General features: G+C 43.7%; 13 protein-coding genes. 3 read left to right on the top strand and 10 right to left on the bottom strand.

What is annotated here, in order from left to right; genetic code table 11:
* Both thrS and LDO37_RS06805 read right to left on the bottom strand, forming a co-directional pair.
* Complete coding sequence (gene thrS, locus LDO37_RS06810) at positions 1-1,929, bottom strand: threonine--tRNA ligase (protein ID WP_126606022.1); 1,929 nt, start codon at positions 1,927-1,929, stop codon at positions 1-3.
* 605 nt (positions 1,930-2,534) lie between these two features.
* Positions 2,535-3,140 (bottom strand): beta-phosphoglucomutase family hydrolase, encoded by a 606-nt coding sequence (locus LDO37_RS06805; RefSeq protein ID WP_126606021.1) that lies wholly within the window; start codon positions 3,138-3,140, stop codon positions 2,535-2,537.
* A 184-nt stretch (positions 3,141-3,324) separates the two neighbouring features.
* On the opposite strand from LDO37_RS06805, the gene LDO37_RS06800 reads away from it, so the two are divergent.
* From LDO37_RS06800 to arfB, 3 genes are all read left to right on the top strand, one after another.
* A complete protein-coding gene (locus tag LDO37_RS06800; RefSeq protein ID WP_126606020.1) occupies positions 3,325-4,347 on the top strand; it encodes a cytochrome-c peroxidase in 1,023 nt (340 codons plus the stop codon).
* The gene (locus tag LDO37_RS06795; RefSeq protein ID WP_126606019.1) at positions 4,334-7,129 is read left to right on the top strand and encodes a PAS domain-containing hybrid sensor histidine kinase/response regulator; all 2,796 of its coding nucleotides are present in this window, start codon (positions 4,334-4,336) and stop codon (positions 7,127-7,129) included. The genes LDO37_RS06800 and LDO37_RS06795 overlap by 14 nt, the downstream gene beginning before the upstream one ends.
* A gap of 130 nt (positions 7,130-7,259) precedes the next feature.
* Entirely contained in the window at positions 7,260-7,673 is a 414-nt protein-coding gene (arfB, locus tag LDO37_RS06790) for an alternative ribosome rescue aminoacyl-tRNA hydrolase ArfB (protein WP_126606027.1), read from the top strand.
* A 66-nt stretch (positions 7,674-7,739) separates the two neighbouring features.
* On the opposite strand, the gene LDO37_RS06785 is transcribed toward arfB, so the two are convergent.
* From LDO37_RS06785 to LDO37_RS06750, 8 genes are all read right to left on the bottom strand, one after another.
* Positions 7,740-8,108: a VOC family protein gene (locus tag LDO37_RS06785; RefSeq protein ID WP_126606018.1), complete on the bottom strand. Its 369-nt coding sequence runs from the start codon at positions 8,106-8,108 to the stop codon at positions 7,740-7,742.
* Between the two features lie 173 nt (positions 8,109-8,281).
* Positions 8,282-9,820, bottom strand: a complete 1,539-nt coding sequence (locus tag LDO37_RS06780) for a GTPase family protein (protein WP_126606017.1) — start codon at positions 9,818-9,820, stop codon at positions 8,282-8,284.
* Positions 9,807-10,904, bottom strand: a complete 1,098-nt coding sequence (locus tag LDO37_RS06775; protein WP_126606016.1) for a YcjF family protein — start codon at positions 10,902-10,904, stop codon at positions 9,807-9,809. The genes LDO37_RS06780 and LDO37_RS06775 overlap by 14 nt, the downstream gene beginning before the upstream one ends.
* 122 nt (positions 10,905-11,026) lie before the next feature.
* Complete coding sequence (locus LDO37_RS06770; protein WP_126606690.1) at positions 11,027-11,575, bottom strand: TFIIB-type zinc ribbon-containing protein; 549 nt, start codon at positions 11,573-11,575, stop codon at positions 11,027-11,029.
* Between the two features lie 207 nt (positions 11,576-11,782).
* The gene (locus LDO37_RS06765; RefSeq protein ID WP_126606014.1) at positions 11,783-13,273 is read right to left on the bottom strand and encodes a CoA-acylating methylmalonate-semialdehyde dehydrogenase; all 1,491 of its coding nucleotides are present in this window, start codon (positions 13,271-13,273) and stop codon (positions 11,783-11,785) included.
* 3 nt (positions 13,274-13,276) lie between these two features.
* The gene (locus tag LDO37_RS06760) at positions 13,277-14,641 is read right to left on the bottom strand and encodes an aspartate aminotransferase family protein (protein WP_126606013.1); all 1,365 of its coding nucleotides are present in this window, start codon (positions 14,639-14,641) and stop codon (positions 13,277-13,279) included.
* 239 nt (positions 14,642-14,880) lie between these two features.
* A complete protein-coding gene (locus tag LDO37_RS06755; RefSeq protein ID WP_126606012.1) occupies positions 14,881-16,065 on the bottom strand; it encodes an MFS transporter in 1,185 nt (394 codons plus the stop codon).
* 61 nt (positions 16,066-16,126) lie between these two features.
* Positions 16,127-17,290 carry a DmpA family aminopeptidase gene (locus tag LDO37_RS06750; RefSeq protein ID WP_126606011.1) on the bottom strand — a complete coding sequence of 388 codons (1,164 nt, stop codon included), beginning with the start codon at positions 17,288-17,290 and terminating at the stop codon, positions 16,127-16,129.
* Positions 17,291-17,440 lie beyond the last annotated feature (150 nt).

Genomic DNA, 17,440 nt, shown 5'->3' with positions numbered 1-17,440 from the left:
TTATTCCTCCAGATTGAGCTTACGGCTAGATACTTCGGCTTGGATGTACGAAATAAAATCATCCACTTTAAATTTACCGAGGTCTTTGCCTTTACGTGTTCGGACTGCAATTTCTCCAGCTTCCATTTCTTGGTCGCCGCAGACTAGCATGTAAGGAACACGCTTCAATGTATGTTCGCGGATTTTAAAGCCTATCTTCTCATTTCTCAAGTCCGCTTTAGCTCTAATTCCACTTTTTTGCAGTTTTTGTGCAACTTCTTGAACATAATCGGACTGTTTATCCGTAATATTCATGATAACCGCTTGCTCTGGTGCCAACCAAGTTGGGAAGAAACCAGCGTATTCTTCAATAAGAATACCAATGAAGCGCTCTAATGAACCAAGAATTGCTCGGTGAATCATTACTGGTACAAGACGTTCGTTGTTTTCGCCAACATAAGTAGCGCCCAAACGGCTTGGTAGATTGAAATCTAGCTGAACTGTACCACATTGCCATGCTCGGTCGAGACAATCGTGCAATGTAAATTCAATTTTAGGTCCATAGAATGCGCCTTCACCTTCCTGAATTTCATATGGAATCTCCATATTTTCAAGAGACTGCTTTAGGGCTTCTTCAGATTGATCCCAAATCTCATCACTTCCCACACGTTTTTCTGGACGAGTCGACAGTTTCACAACGATGTTATCGAAACCAAATGTTTGATACGTGTCGTAAACCATCTTGATACAGCTAGTGACTTCATCTTGAATCTGACTTTCTGTACAGAAGATATGTGCATCATCCTGAGTAAAGCCACGTACACGCATGATGCCGTGTAATGCACCTGAAGGTTCATTACGGTGGCAAGAACCAAACTCAGCCATACGCAATGGTAAATCGCGGTACGATTTCAGACCTTGGTTGAAGATTTGAACATGACCAGGGCAGTTCATCGGTTTTAGGGCGTATTCACGGTTCTCTGAAGCCGTTGTAAACATCGCTTCTGCGTATTTATCCCAGTGACCAGAACGCTCCCAAAGCACTCGGTCCATGATAAGTGGACCTTTTACTTCTTGATAACCGTATTCTGTCAGTTTTTCACGAACAAACACTTCTAAATCGCGGAAAATAGACCAACCATTGTGGTGCCAGAACACCATACCCGGTGCTTCTTGCTGCATGTGGAACAAGTCCAAGTGCTTACCAATTTTACGGTGGTCGCGCTTCGCCGCTTCTTCTAAGCGAGTAAGGTGCGCTTTTAACGCTTTTTTGTCGTGGAACGCGGTACCGTAGATACGTTGAAGCATCTTGTTATCGCTGTTACCACGCCAGTATGCGCCAGCGATATTCAGCAACGTAAAGTGCTGACAAAAGCCCATGTGCGGTACGTGAGGACCACGACACATATCAATGTATTCTTCGTGATGGTATAAACCAGGACGGTCATCACGTGCGACGTTTTCGTCTAGAATTTCAACTTTGTATGGTTCGCCACGCGATTCAAACGCGTCGCGAGCTTCCTGCCAGCTTACTTTTTTCTTGATAACCTGATATTTGGTTTTCGCCAGCTCTTTCATACGCTTTTCGATCTTTTCAAGATCGTCTTGCGTAAGTGATTCCTCTAGATCAATGTCGTAGTAGAAACCGTTGTCGATGGTTGGACCAATCGCCATTTTAGCTTGCGGATAAAGTTGCTTAAGAGCATGACCAAGAAGGTGAGCACATGAGTGACGAACGATCTCAAGACCGTCTTTTTCGTCTTTTGCTGTGATGATTTCAAGGCTCGCATCGTCTTCGATAAGATCGCATGCGTCTACACGGTTACCATCAACACGACCCGCTATGGTTGCTTTCGCAAGACCAGGACCGATTGATTGAGCAACGTCTAGAGTAGATACAGGGTTGTCGAATTCGCGCTGACTGCCGTCAGGAAGAGTAATAATAGGCATGTTTATTCCTTTACAGTGGTGTTGCATACCAAGCAACACATGTTTAATTCACTCGCTCAAATGATTGGAACATCTGTCGATGTGAAATGTAAGTATGTATGTTTGTCTATCAAACAAAAAAATCGTCATCTGACAAAATACAAATACAGATGCACTTTGCTAAATGAACGCGCAATTCTAACGAATATTTACAGAAGAAGAAAATGATATTTTCCTCACAGCTCAATAGCTAATTGCTATTCTTCGGATACAAAAATAATGGGTAGATACTCTCATCAAAATCATTTTTTTCTAAGTTATTGAACTCATAGTGATATGTAATTTAGCAACATAAAAACATTGCACAGCGCACACTTTTTAGGCATCATCACGCCGATTTTAATCACACCTGAAAATGAGTTACGAAAATGTTATCAAAACTACGTTTTGCAGCAGGTTTCCTGCTAATGATGGCAGTAATGTTTGGAATTACATTATCTAACGCCCTATTTTGGGCTGGCGCGCTGTAAGCCGCACTGCAAAATCAATGGAATTGAGAAAGCCACCTAACTATCAGCTAGGTGGCTTTTGCATTTTATACTCTTCAGAAAACTAGCCTATTACGATTAACGTATTGGCTTTGGACAGAACTCCAAACCACCTTCTACTACCATAACACAATCCATTCCAGCGGCATGCGCAGCCTGCTTACCAAGTGCTGTGTCCTCAAACACAACGCAATGTTGAGGTGCTACGCCGATCTCTTTTGCTGCAAGCAAAAATGTATCTGGGTTGGGTTTATGATTGGTCACATCAGACGCCGTTACAATTGCATCGAAATATGGTGTAAGTCCTTTTTCATCAAGCATACGAGACGCATTTTGTCTTACGCTCCCTGTCCCTACTGCCATTTTCTTACGCCCAAAATAACGCTTAACGATATCGCATGTATCATCAATAAGGTCACCAAAATCCGTCGTGGACTCAAAATGATCCATTTTCGCCTTGGCCACTTTTAACGGGTCCAATTCAAGCCCGTATCGCTTATTCACCTCTAGCGTAATTTTGGCACTTGGCATTCCCCCCATGGAAGCAATCCAGTTTCTGTCAAATGGAATAGAAAAATCTTTTGCCGCTCGCTCCCAAGCGTCTAAGTGAGCAGGCATAGAGTCAATCAACGTACCATCCATATCGAATATCAACCCATGATATTGCTCTAAATCTAACGTCATCTGCTACTCCCGAAGTATTTCAGAGACTTAAGTAAAACTTCACTATATAACAAACTCACCTAGAGTTGCAGAACTCTCCCACTCCATAACGCAGCATACTTCTCACAAGGAAAAGCTTTGAGCTAAGTTGAAAATGTTCAAACAACAACCATACTCTAATCATAATGTCAGGATAAGTTAGACAATGATAAAAATATCTAGAATATGGTGGCTTTGCTTAACTGTATCGTTTGTATTTTCGGCTTACTTTTTTCACCAGGCGAGTCTATGGTCTGGAGAAACACTGCGCTTTCCTGAAAAGAAAACGTACAACACAGATTTTGTAAAACCAGTTCCATCCTCAACTCAGTTTGATCGAAAAAAGGTCGAACTTGGGTTTCACCTGTTTAACGACACAAAACTGTCTTCAAACAACCAAATTAGCTGTGCCAGTTGCCATCATCTAGACTCTAATGGTGCTGAGAAAACCCGAGTGTCTCGTGGTGTTCACGGCTTCGGAGATCGCAACTCCCCTACTGTATTCAATGCAAACTTAAACACACGATTTTTCTGGGATGGACGAGCATCTAGCTTGGAGCACCAAATAGATGGTCCCATACATAACCCTTTAGAAATGAATTCAAATTGGGCGTCCATCGTTGAACGTATCCAAGCAGACGAGAAGTACCAATCGCTATTTCCCTCAGCCTACAAAAGCGGTATTTCCAAAGACACCATTAAGGATGCGCTTGTCCTCTTTATGAAGTCTCTAAACACACCGAACTCTCCTTTTGATCTGTTTCTTGAGGGCAACGAGAGCGCGTTATCAACTGTTGAAAAGAAAGGGTGGCTCAATTTTCAGAAGTTAGGCTGCGTAGCGTGCCATCAGGGTCAAAATCTTGGTGGAAACCTTTTCCAACGTTTCGGAAATATTCAAAACATCACACCAGATCAAAAAGTATCGGATCTAGGTCGCTACAACTTAACTGGTAACAATGAAGATAAGTATGTTTTCAGAGTCCCAGGGCTTCGTAATGTCGCCACGACGCCACCCTATTTTCACGATGGCAGAGCCAAAACGTTAGAAGAAGCCATTTTAACCATGGCGAAAGTACAACTAGGAATGGAACTTGACGCGGTTACCACCTTGGAGCTGAGTGCGTTTCTTAATAGCCTTACCGCGCCAAAGCCCCCTGTTCTTTTGGAGTTGCTTAATGAAAATCAGTAGCAAGATTAAGGAACTAACATTGGTCAGCTTACTGGCTTTGGTGATCGTGTCACTGAGTTTCAATCTTTATAAGCACTATGTTCACACTCAACTACAAAGTAACTATAACTTGCTGCACAGGAATGTTATTGCACTTCAAGAGAGCTTATTTAGCTTTCAGTTTCGCAGTTTTAGCCGCTACGATGAACTGTCTGAAATGTTGGTGCAAACAGAACTTTTTGCCGAAGAATTGAATAGCTCTATCCATGAGCACTTTTTAGAAACACCCTTTATATTCCAACCTTTTGATGCCAGTGCTTTGGAAAAAACCAAAGCGACAGAGCTGAAAGTTAAGGCATTTGTAAGAGCAAAAGAATCCCTTCTTAGCGCAAATGTCTCACTTAACTACGCAGGTAAAACCATTAATTTGCTGCAGGAGGAGTTGTTTAATCGCTACACGTCTGTAACAGAAAAACTGGTGATTTCGACAGCAACACAGGGCGGTTTGTCTGATAGCCTTTACCTCGAAGATTCTTCTTTATCTCAAAGTACAGCCTATCAATCGTTGATCAGTTACGTTCAACTTCAAGACAGAGTGCAGCATCAAATCGATAGAAAGCAGGTCGCTTTAACGAACTTAGGTGTATCAGAACATCTCAAAAAAGTTGATGCCTATTGGGCTAACGAAGTGAGTAACTCTGTTGAAAATATTGCCTTTCTCATTTTCTCCATGATTATCTTAGTTTGTACTTATGGTCTCCATCGCCAAAAACTGGCTTTTGTTGAACTGTTAAAATTAAAACAGACGGTCATTGAATCGGAAAAACAACGCGCAAGCCACGCACTCATCGCGGAGCATGCGAAAGATGCCATTATAGTAACGGATCCAAATGGTTTGGTTACTTGGGTAAACAAAGGGTTTGAGAGGCTTTCAGGATATAGCTTACAAGAAATGGTTGGTAAGTCGCCTGGTAGCGTTTTACAAGGTAAAGAGACTTGCCCGTATGCCGTTCAACGCATTTCTGACGCCATAGAAAAACAAAACAACATTGAGTCAACAATACTCAATTACCACAAAAATGGAACACCGTACTGGATTGACATGATCATTACTCCCATTCTAGATGAAGATGATCACTTAAATTGTTACATCGCAGTAGAGCGGGACATCACCAAGAAAATACAACTTGAAAAGAAACTGGAACAATCCGTAGAGCGTGCGAACGTGGCAAATGATGCAAAATCCACTTTTTTGGCAACCATGAGCCACGAGTTAAGAACCCCGCTCAATGGCATTTTGGGTATGGCTCAAATAATGCGTGGTGAAACCACCAACATAGAGCATAAAGAGCAATTAGAAGTTCTACTGGAGTCCGGTGATCACCTCACTTCGCTGCTTGATGATATTCTCGACTTTTCAAAGATAGAACAAAATAAACTTGAGCTTGATGCCGTTCCTTTCCATTTTAAGCAAATACTGACCCCTATCATCTCTACATACCAATTACTCTGCGATGAAAAAGGCATAGAACTGGAAATAGATAACCAGATTCCTGACCATTTAGTGTTTTTGGCAGATATTTCTCGGATCCGACAGATCATCTTTAACTTAATGAGCAACGCTGTGAAATTCACGGCAAACGGCAATGTCCAACTTCGCTGCTCTTGCAAGTCAGAAGCGTACAACACCTATGATATTACCGTCGAAATAGAAGATTCGGGTATTGGTATCGCACAGGATAGGTTGGTTTACATTTTTGACCCATTTATTCAAGCAGAATCCTCGACAACAAGAAACTTCGGGGGAACGGGATTGGGGCTAGCCATTGTAAAACAACTCGTAGAACTCATGGGTGGCACAATTAGCGTATCGAGTAACTTGGGTATCGGAACCTGTTTTACCTTTCATATCAGTGCCGAACAGACACAAGACCGCCCCATTCAACAAGAGCCGGAAACAAAGCAATTCAAGTCACTGCCCATCGGGCTAGATATCCTCATCGTTGAGGATAATCCGGTAAATGCAATGGTAACAAAGAAATTCTGCCATTCATTGGATCACAAAGTGTCCATCGCTAAAGATGGCTTGGAAGCGATAGAGCTAGTGCAGGGAAACGCATACGACATAATTATTATGGACAACCACATGCCTAGGCTGGATGGCATCGAAGCGACGCAATACATCAGGAATGAGTTAAAAATAAATACCATTATATTTGGGTGTACGGCTGATGTATTCCAAGAAGCCCATGACCGTTTTATTGATGCTGGGGCAAACTATGTTCTCACTAAACCTTTGCAAAAAAACAGCTTTAACGATGCGTTAGCTGAACACAAACCCTTGATAGAGCAAAGAAGAGCGTTAGAAGGCAAAGTCGTAGAACTGGAACCGTTTACGCAATCGAATGAAGCCAATTCGACTTCGGAATCAGAGGTCGATTTGAGTTTTTATATTAATGATGTTTGTGCTGGCGATAATGCTCAGCTCGCAGAGATAATCACAACACTTAAAGAATCCATGATTGAAAGCATAGATGCTTTGGTCGAAGCTGCTGAAACGAAAGACATCGATTCAATAAAGCTCCACACCCATACAATGAAGGGCATTGCGAGTAGCCTGAACGCCAATAAAATGCTTAATAAGTCTGAGCAAATCTTTCAAATGACTAGCCAGGGTCAAGTTCCTGATCTTTCTATGCTGCAAGAGTTAATTAACTTACTCAAGGTAAACTCGGATCAAACGTCACTGCTGTTGAAGCAATATTTGGCCACTCACTCGGATCAAAATTCAACGTTTATGTAATCTCAGATGCCATGAGCAAAACATGATACCCTAGACTCAATTTCATTCAGTAAGATCTCTCTGAGCTCGGGCTTATTTTCATATGGCTCTACCTTATAGGGATCCAATGGCAAAGCTTGAGAGTACAGGTTTGATCAAAATATCAAATTCAGTGGTTATTTCATCATGGGAAATACACACAGAAGCCATCCGAGCCCAAGGCGCTGGCGGTCAAAACGTGAACAAGGTATCCAGTGCCATTCACTTGCGGTTCGACATCAAAAAATCTGCTCTGCCCGACTTCTATAAAGAGCGTCTGTTGCAATTAAAGGACAGCCGGATCACCAAAGACGGCGTTATTGTTATCAAAGCGCAACAATTTCGAACTCAAGAACAAAATAGAGAAGATGCGCACAATCGACTTGCCGAACTCGTCCGCTCTGCCGCAGTCATCGAGAAAAAACGGCGGGACACAAGACCTACCTTTTCTTCCAAGATGAAGCGTATGGACAAGAAAACACAACGCGGACAAACCAAAAAGTTACGGGGAAAAATTTCGTACTAAGAAACGTTATTGGCTTGCAAGCGGTTTGCTTTCGAGTTCAGCCGTTACTTTAATTTACCGTTAACTTTAAGTACAAACTGCTTCAATCTTGTTGCCATCCAAATCATGAACATATGCAGCATAGTAGGCATCACCGTACTCGGGCCTTGGACCTGGCTCTCCTGCACACAGTCCGCCATTTTCTATCGCAACCGCATGAAATGCCTTTACTGATTCTTCGGTAGGGGCATTAAATGCAATGTGTGTCCCCGTGCCCGAAATAGAATGTTTTCCGCAAATACAACCAACCCAAAATTCAAAGTTGGTACCGTAGCTTATCGCTTCGCCTTCAATAGTATGAGAGCGGGATATCCCTAGCGTTGCCAGCACTTTGTCGTAAAAAGCAGCCGACTTTTCTACGTTGCTCGCCCCCACTGAAACATGGTTAATTATCATTTACTTACCTAAATCAAAGAAAAACAAAACGGCTACTATTGCTCAGCTTTGTTGAGAAAACAAGCAAATATGGATAACTATTCAGCGCATTTCAAATAGGTCGAGGGCATTTTTTCGACCTTTTCAGCGGAATATCGCTCACACACATCTAGATTCATTTAACATCAACAGGGCTAGAAGATATTTTTGACCACCTTGCCGCTCGCTTTGAACAAGCGCTTACCCTGTTTCAATATGCCTGCCGATCCTTTTGCCTCATTTCTTTGGCGGTTGAGCTGGACATTTTTGGCTTCATCGCATTTATGCTGAATTTCTTCTTCTAACTCTAATAATCCATACATGAGTTTGTTTTCCGGGATAGCTAGAGGAAGTACTTGATCAAATGGCAGAAGATTTTGGTTAAATGCCATTGCCGCTTGAATGGTCATTGATTTGGGATTATCAGTGTCGTTGAGATCATAGGGTGGATACCATTCTGATGTGGGCTTGAGCTTATCTACCTGATTCACGACACCAATTAATTTTGGTCTTTTGAGAGAAATGTTTTGGGGGTGCTGATAGAACGCTTCAAACTCTTTTGCTAACGCCAAATCTAATTGACGAGAAGATTGATTCGCTTTTAGTACCCAAAGAACAAGATCTGACTGAGTCATTTGTTCCAACATATTTTTAGTGCTTTTCTTATCTCCATCCAAACCTGGCATATCCACTAGTTTTAGTGTTTCATCACCATCAATGTTGCACTGATACACCGTAATATTGTCTGTCGCAGGAAGCATATCGACTTCTGCATTCATTTCATTTGTTATCGCATTGACTAAAGAAGATTTACCTGCGCTGAGCTGCCCCACCAAGGTAATTCGAACCGGTTCGATCGGCGGTGCTTTATGTTTTTCATCTTCTTTATTGATTTTGCTTGTCGATATTTGATCGTCTTCTATCGTGTAGCGGCCGCTGTATAGGTCAATACACACTTTCGCCACTTCCTGAAGGAGCGCTCGTTTGGCATTTCTTTGAAGATTGTCGGATATCTGGTCTGTAATCGAACCCAGCATTTTGCTCCTCACCTCATTGGCAACCGCAGCAGCGGGGTTGGCTGCTCGGAGTATTCTCCACGCGATCATTCCGCGTTTACCAACTTTTAGGGCTGTTTCACCATACTTATCACCCGTTTCGTAAAGCCATTTGATCTGAGATACTTTCACCATATCGACGGCAGGAACATGGTCATTGAGTACTTGACGATAACGCCTGCTAATTTCTTCCATTAGCTGTAGCCCTTCGGGTACAGTGAAGTCCAGTTCTTTTTTTCCAAACGACTGAGCGACCAGTTCTGCGATATTAAAGCCGTGTGCTTTTAACACACCCCAGTCATCGTTTTGATCAAGTAATCTCTCGATAGCCTGATTACTGCTAGACCATATTTCTTGTTCAGAATCAGACCAATCATTCGACGGTTCTACAAAATCTTCTCTATCTTCTTGCGGTTTGTTTTCCTTGGCTTTTTTCCAAATAAGGCGAGGAATGAAAATCATCAATGTCGAAACCAACAAAGCGATAGCAAATGGCACAACGTACCCATGCTCAATGACGGCATAAAGACCAAACCCACTTAACACGAGAGCAGGGAAAATGATGCCTATCAAAGAAACCGCAATCAGCCCGCCAGTATATCGATTTAAGCTCTTCAACCCTTTCTTAACTCTCGTCATCACTTGCGACCTTTTTGCCTTTTTTGAATGCGTCTTTGTACAATTGTTGCATGGTTTCGCTACTGACCGTTTCACCTTTGCTTTTGTGATAAAAGTAATAGCATGCCGCTCGACCAAGACCATAAGTAGTTGCAAAGCTAATGGCTGCAGCGGCGACAGCCCCCACGGTTTGTCCAAAGCCAGGGATCAACTTAACCAACTGCCTCGCGCCAAGTTTCACACCATATTGAACGCCAAAACTGGTGCCCAATGTGCCAACCAATTCACTAAACGTTCTTTTGTCCCATTCCACGCCATACTGATTTGCCAAACTATGCAGCATCTTTGCTTGAATAGCAGGAACAGATACCAACCCAACGGCTGGAACTAAATCTGAAGCGCTTGCACTGCCAGAATACCAAAGCACTTCATTTTCTAACTTATCAAAATTCTCTTCCTCGAAAGAAGAGAACTCTTTATCTCTCACCATTAACCCAACAATCGGCAACATTTCAGTCAGTGCATTTATCATTTCATCAAGGTGGAAATAATTCTCAGAGTCGCATTCAAAATCTACATCAATTGAAGGCAGCTTTTTACCCCAAGCTTTTTCAAACTGAGCTTGATTATGAGACATCATTCGTGCCCTATCCTCTTTCTCAACTTGATTTACGGCAGAATGAATAACGAGAACATGCTTAATATCAGACTGTTTACGGATTTGCTTTAGTGCTTCCAATACTGAACTTTGTTCAGGCTCATCAACTTTCGCCACAACCAACAAAGCATGACCTTTCTCAGCACATACACGGATATCGTCTGTCGGATCGTATTCTGCCTCACCAAGCCCGCGCGTATCCAAAAATCGCAGTACGGGTTTATCTTGCGAAAAGTCATAGGAAGAAGAAGTCATGGTGCACGGTGCGAAGCCATTACCGACTTCTACAGAGGTCAGCCCTGTTAATGCTTGGATCAATGAGGATTTTCCGGCACCCGTTTTTCCAAGCATCCACAAAGTAGGAAGATGTGAATTTTGGTACTCATGCGCTGAAGAAAGATCGGGGTTTTTCCCGGGGTTGATAAAGTCTTTAATGGCATCAAACATCGCTATTCCGAGTTACAGATAAAGAAGTGGAATGAGAATATCATAAAAAGATAGAATAAACAGAATGCAATTCCGTTTATTCTATCTTTTAAGAATGTAGCGAAATAGAGATGAATGGAAGCTTAACGTTCTGCGGAGTACGGATCCTCCGCCGTCAGATAAGCCTGCAGTTCATGCTTGTTTGGTTGTTCCGCCAGCCACTTACGGATCTCTTTCAATTTGATGTAAGTCTCGTCACCAAACTTTTCGTTATACAGTGCGACAAAATTTTCCGCAGAGTTATTGGTGCGGATATTTTTTTGCCATTGTGTGGTAACGACTGCATTCAAAGAGTTCGCTAATCCGCCTTCACGAATAATGCTCCATTCACCTTTGTCCAACCAAATGCCGCCTACAGCCACGCTGTAATCTAAGCGATGTGAGATATTGCTGGAGATGCGAAGCTTGCGCATGATAGTACCCGTTTGTGGGCATAGAAGCGCAGTTTCGGTATCACTTATCTCGCATGTTACGGAATCTGAAATCGGGTATGCTGGATTATCCTCTTTCCATGCAACATAGTCTTCAACCAATATCCAATTTCCCTCACACTCATTGCAGATGTGAGCAGGAAACATACCATCAATAAATTGAGGCTCTAAAACGCCTGTATTACAACTTGTGCAGTTCATTTTTTGTATCCTTAGCCATACAGTGACAAGTGCTATTTTCAGTCTGTTGACTGGCACTTATATCTCTAACCTAACGTCAGGTTTTTCATATAATTCAAGGATTTTACACAAGCAAGACAATTAAATGCATATCGATTTAATGACATGAACCACATAAATTACAAAAAGCCCAAATAAGGGCTTTTAACAAAATAATGAAAGTGGTTTTTAACTTGGAAAAGCAAACTGGGCACTTTCGCGTAAATCTGCCGAAAGCCATCTTTGAGTGATGGTTTTTCTCTTGGTGTAGAAACGAATGCCATCAGGACCATACGCCGACAAATCACCAAATAGCGAGCGCTTCCATCCTCCAAAGCTGTGGTAGGAAACGGGAACTGGCAAGGGAACATTAATTCCCACCATTCCAACTTCAATTCGATCGGAAAAATACCGAGCGGCCTCGCCATCACGCGTGAAAATACAGGTGCCATTGCCATACTCATGGTCATTGATAAGTGACATTGCGTCTTCCATCGATTCCACACGCATCACTTGAAGTACTGGTCCAAAAATTTCCTCTTGGTAACTGGTCATTTCCGCTGTGACATTATCGATGAGTGTCCCGCCAATGAAGTAACCAGATTCATACCCAGCCACTTCAATATTTCGACCATCTACCACTATATCTGCGCCTTGCTCTTGAGCACTATCAATATAGCCCGACACTTTTTGTTGGTGCTGATACGTGATTAAGGGGCCAAAATCACTTTCGCTTTGCTCGCAGCTTCCTACTTGCAGCTTACTCATTTCTTGCTGAAGTTTTTCAACCAATTGGTCTGCAATCGTATCACCGACCGTAACAACTACAGACAGCGCCATGCATCGTTCTCCTGATGATCCAAATGCTGCGCCGAGTAGCTGATTTACCGTACTATCAATATCGGCATCAGGCATCACAATGGCGTGATTTTTCGCCCCACCTAATGCTTGGCAACGCTTGCCATTTTCGGACGCTTTCTTATAAATCGTCTCCGCGATGGCTGTTGAACCGACGAAACTGACAGCTTTGATTCGTTCATCTGAAAGCAGTACATCCACGGCTTCTTTGTCGCCATTGACGATATTGAACACACCATTTGGTAACCCTGCTTGTGACAGCAATTCACCTAACAACAAAGTGGAACTCGGCACACGTTCAGATGGCTTCAAAACGAAGGTATTGCCACATGCAATCGCCAGAGGGAACATCCACATTGGCACCATAACAGGGAAATTGAATGGTGTGATTCCGGCGACCACGCCCAACGGTTGAAATTCACTCCAGGAATCGATGCCCGTTCCTACATTTTTACTGTGTTCGCCTTTCAATGCATCTGCAATGCCACATGCAAATTCAATGTTTTCCAGACCACGCTGAAGTTCCCCCATCGCATCACTGACGGTTTTACCATGCTCCTCTCCAATTAGAACAGCCAATCGCTCCAGATTTTCTTCCACCAGCTGCTTAAAGCGGAACATGACTCTTGCTCTTTTGGTTGCTGGGGTGTCTCGCCAGCTTTGGAACGCCGCTTGTGCCGCGAGAATCGCATCTTCGACCGTGCCTCGTTCTGCCAACTGCACATTTCGTCGTATTTCTCCGTGGGCAGGGTTGTATACCCCCTGCTCTCGCCCCTGTGATTGTACATATCTTCCATTTATCCAATGCCCTATCGTTTCCATGTTTTAATCCTTCGTTTCTTCTATCGCTTCGCCCAACGCATTAATTAATGTGTCGAGTTCTTTTTCAGTTGTTTGAAATGGCACACCAAGCTGAATCGTGTCGCCGCCATAACGTACGTAAAAACCCTTTTGCCAACAGGACATGGCTATCTGGTATGGTCGTAGCAGTGGTTGTCCTTCTTTGGCTAAGAACGTGAGGCCGGCTGCCAATCCAAAATTTCGAATATCGAGTACAGAGTCATGAGGATGAAGGCTATGGACTTTCTGCTCGAAGAGTGGCGATAGATCACGCACTTGAGATATCACACCCTCTTGTTCAATCACGTCTAATGTTGCCAAAGCGGCGGCACACGCAATTGGGTGTGCTGAATAGGTGTAGCCATGAGGTAATTCCAGCAAATACTCCGACCCACCCGTTTCCATAAATGTGTCGTATATAGACTGCGATGCGACCACAGCTCCCATTGGAATAGCACCATTAGTGAGCTGCTTAGCGATCGTCATTAAATCGGGTTTGACTCCGAAGAGTTCCGCGGCGCTGTTGGCTCCCATGCGCCCAAAGCCGGTAATCACCTCATCAAAAATCAGTAAGATGTCGTGCTTGGTGCATAAATCTCTTAAGCGGGACAAATATCCTTTCGGGGGCGGTAGCACGCCAGCACTCCCAGCAATGGGCTCTACTATCACAGCAGCTATATTATCTGCGCCATGCAACAGTACTTTTTCTTCAAGTTCATTCGCCAATGCAGCCCCAGTTGCTGGAAGCCCTTTGGAAAAGCGATTCTCCTCCAACAAGGTATGAGAAAGGTGATCACTCGCCAGCCCTTCACCATAGAGGCTTCGGTTCGCACCAATACCACCAACACTGATTCCACCATAATTCACACCGTGGTAACCCTTGGCACGTCCAATCAACTTTGTCTTACTGGCTTTACCGCGTTTCTTCCAATACGCTCGCGCTATCTTCAGCGCAGTATCAACCGATTCTGACCCAGACCCTGTAAAGAAAACTCGGTTTAAATCTTGTGGCATCAGCGAGGCAATACGTTCTGCCAGCTCAAAGGCTTTTGAATGACCAAATTGAAAAGCAGGGGAATAATCGAGCATGGCGGCTTGCTCAGATATCGCTTCTGTTATGCGCGGATGACAATGCCCCAATCCGCAGGTCCACAATCCCGATAAACCGTCAAAGATCTCGCGTCCTTTATCATCGGTATAATATCGACCGTTTGCAGACTGGATGATTCTGGGCGCACGTTTGAAATCTCGGTTCCCTGTAAACGCCATCCAGTGCGCATCCAACTGTTTCTTGGTTAACGAACTGCTGTTAGAGGTTAAGGAGCTGTGTTGAGAAGATTGAACTTCCATATTCTGATCGCCTTATTGGTTACACACTTCCTCCAATGTAATGTTCAATTTAGGCAACTTAAATACAGAGTTAGTTACGCTAAGTTAACCATTTACTTGCGCAATTAATTTCCTTAATTCCATAAAAAAACACCCTAACGTCTTTTGAATAGGACGTCAGGGTGTCTAGACTTTTCATTACACTAGATTTTTCAATATCTGAGTTGAAGCAATGGTTATCTCTATGATGTTTGGAGCTCTTAGCTCGCTGTCTCTACTTTAAAAGCTTCCGAATTACGTATCAATGGCAGTACCGCAATCGCGCTCAATACAAGAGCGACAATTGCTATAGTATTGACGATAGATAAACCGAAGCTTGGTAGCAGTACCCCCACAACTAAAGGGCCGGCTGTTAACCCCGCACCTAATGCGGGGATGCTAAGTGCCACCGCTCGACCTGATGAGTCTGAATCTGCCACGACAGCAAACAAATATGGCGCGCAGTAATTCCAAAGAAAGTTAAATATTGAAGCGAGATACAAAAACGGCATGGTCTCCAAATTGCCTTGTAAAAGTATGACAACAACAACTTGAATACCAATGGTCAGCAAAATAGGAAATAATCGACCTAGTTTTTCAGCTTGAACCACCGCACACGCAGCGCCCGCAAGACCTGCTAAGCCTATCGTCCCAAGCAATGCCCCAATATCGCTGTTTGCAATTCCGCCTTCTTCGGCAATGACCTCTAAAAACGCCCACACCGCATTCTCGCCAGCGTAGAAAAAGAACATTGTGCACACAGAAAGCAGAATGACGATACTGCGCGTCGATGACGTATCAGAAGGTGATGTGACGGGCGAGATCGAAATAGACAGCTTTCGAGTCCATATAGGTGCTGCAGCAAAAACCAATACGCACAATCCTGCGAGCACATAAAAGATGACATTAACACTGCCAACAGAGGCAATGACATTCGGGAATAAGTATATGCCTAGCGCACTGAAAGAAAGTTGAGCAAACAACAAATAAGCAAACGCTCGATCGCTATTTTGTGTTTTGCTTAGCGCAATGTTAATGATGGCAGCCAAACTTCCGCTCCCTAATCCACACATCACGCGTACCCACATCAACACCTCATAACTACTTTCATGACTGCCAGAAATATAGGCACTGGCAAGATTCCCAGAAATCATCATCCACAACGCTACGAATACGATTCGGGTCCATTGGGTATTTTTCAAACACAGTGTTGCTATTAGCCCACCAACAGCAAAGCCCCCTAGCTCTGCCGACAGCAAGAAGCCAGCTTGATCAACCGCCATTCCCGTTTCAACCAACCCACCGACGAAGACAGGGGCGACGAGAAACACGAAAGCAGGTAATACTCCCGCACACGCAAGCATCATGATGGACAGTAAATTGGGATGTTGTATCGAATTATTCATTGCACTTCTCTCTTCAGTCCTTTGTCAGATAAATGTGTATTGGTTCTAGGGTCTGTAGACCCTAGTGCCCGTCAACTAAACGGTTGTGCTTCTTTAACAGCGAACGCAACTTTTGATGGTCAATTTCATCAAATACCAATCCTTTTGGTTTCACGCTTAACGTCGTTTTTGCTGCCACCATGGCATTCAAAATCGCTTCTTCCACGGCTTGAACCGTCGCCATATAGAACTCATCCAAGTAATGTTCATTCACATGCTCTAAAGGCAGAACTGCGTCCAAAACCGTGCCACAACTGAACGACATGCCATTGTCGTTTGCTGTCGAAAATGCGAGAAAGATATCACCAGAATAGTGACCACCAGATGTACCCGTTCTGCCTAACCCTATCGCTGCCCGCTTCGCCAAGCTTTGCAGTTGCAAAGGCAGTAACGGGGCGTCCGTTGCTATGGTTACAACAATGGACCCTGTGTCTCTTGCATCGCTATCCATCGCTTGAAGGATTGGACAATTTTCGTTTAAGTATTGACCTACAGGTACACCAGCTACGTTAAACTCGTGCCTCAACCCAAAATTGGACTGAACGAAAACTCCTACTACAAATTCATGTCCGGGGATGCTAACCAAGCGAGATGAGGTTCCCGATCCACCCTTAAATTCGTATGTTTGCATGCCCGTTCCACCACCCACATTGCCTTCTTCTATTGAACCAGACTGTGCTCGGTTGATTGCATCAAGTACATCCGATTCAGTGACAAACTGAGCCGTAATGTCATTCATAAAACCATCGTAAGTCTCTGCTACAACGGGCATTGCCCAAGCGTGACCATCTTTGAAGTGCGTGTCGTAGGTGTCCATCATCCATCGGGTCGCGCCATGGTGCACCATACCGACAGAGTGCGTATTCGTAATACAGACAGGACCGAGAAAATACCCTGCTTCATTGATCCAGTGGGTACCCGTCATTTCTCCATTCCCATTCAGATCGTACTGCCCGGCCCAGACAGGGCTTGGGGATTTTCTTTTCCCTCTAGGAAGAATAGCGGTCACCCCTGTACACATTTTTTTCAACGGATCAATCAAGGTGGTGTATCCAACTTCCACCCCTTTTACATCCGTGATGGCATTAAAAGTGGCGGTTTCACCTTCTAATGGTATACCCAAGTCACGAGCGCGAGGGGTAAAAGAGTGATGGGATGTTTTGGAATTGGAACGAGTGACTGCCATGAAACCTTCTCTTAATTTGGATATCCAAGAACAATTGTGAAATTCACAACTTGTTAACAACTCAAATTAAGATAAAGGGGTAAGGAGCCGCTGTATTGACTTGAAGTGACAACTTAGTGGCACATTAGCAATGTACGGCAATTCAAGAGT

The sequence above is a fragment of the Vibrio penaeicida genome (assembly GCF_019977755.1).
Classification (GTDB): domain Bacteria; phylum Pseudomonadota; class Gammaproteobacteria; order Enterobacterales; family Vibrionaceae; genus Vibrio; species Vibrio penaeicida.
Note: the sequence above shows the minus strand (reverse complement) of the source record. Positions and strands in the feature narration are given on the sequence as shown.

What these genes read in the sequence shown, in the direction of transcription:
- thrS (WP_126606022.1), bottom strand. Translation starts at nt 1,929, where the DNA reads ATGCCTATTATTACTCTTCCTGACGGCAGTCAGCGCGAATTCGACAAC.
- LDO37_RS06805 (WP_126606021.1), bottom strand. Translation starts at nt 3,140, where the DNA reads ATGACGTTAGATTTAGAGCAATATCATGGGTTGATATTCGATATGGAT.
- LDO37_RS06800 (WP_126606020.1), top strand. Translation starts at nt 3,325, where the DNA reads ATGATAAAAATATCTAGAATATGGTGGCTTTGCTTAACTGTATCGTTT.
- LDO37_RS06795 (WP_126606019.1), top strand. Translation starts at nt 4,334, where the DNA reads ATGAAAATCAGTAGCAAGATTAAGGAACTAACATTGGTCAGCTTACTG.
- LDO37_RS06785 (WP_126606018.1), bottom strand. Translation starts at nt 8,108, where the DNA reads ATGATAATTAACCATGTTTCAGTGGGGGCGAGCAACGTAGAAAAGTCG.
- LDO37_RS06780 (WP_126606017.1), bottom strand. Translation starts at nt 9,820, where the DNA reads ATGACGAGAGTTAAGAAAGGGTTGAAGAGCTTAAATCGATATACTGGC.
- LDO37_RS06775 (WP_126606016.1), bottom strand. Translation starts at nt 10,904, where the DNA reads ATGTTTGATGCCATTAAAGACTTTATCAACCCCGGGAAAAACCCCGAT.
- LDO37_RS06770 (WP_126606690.1), bottom strand. Translation starts at nt 11,575, where the DNA reads ATGAACTGCACAAGTTGTAATACAGGCGTTTTAGAGCCTCAATTTATT.
- LDO37_RS06765 (WP_126606014.1), bottom strand. Translation starts at nt 13,273, where the DNA reads ATGGAAACGATAGGGCATTGGATAAATGGAAGATATGTACAATCACAG.
- LDO37_RS06760 (WP_126606013.1), bottom strand. Translation starts at nt 14,641, where the DNA reads ATGGAAGTTCAATCTTCTCAACACAGCTCCTTAACCTCTAACAGCAGT.
- LDO37_RS06755 (WP_126606012.1), bottom strand. Translation starts at nt 16,065, where the DNA reads ATGAATAATTCGATACAACATCCCAATTTACTGTCCATCATGATGCTT.
- LDO37_RS06750 (WP_126606011.1), bottom strand. Translation starts at nt 17,290, where the DNA reads ATGGCAGTCACTCGTTCCAATTCCAAAACATCCCATCACTCTTTTACC.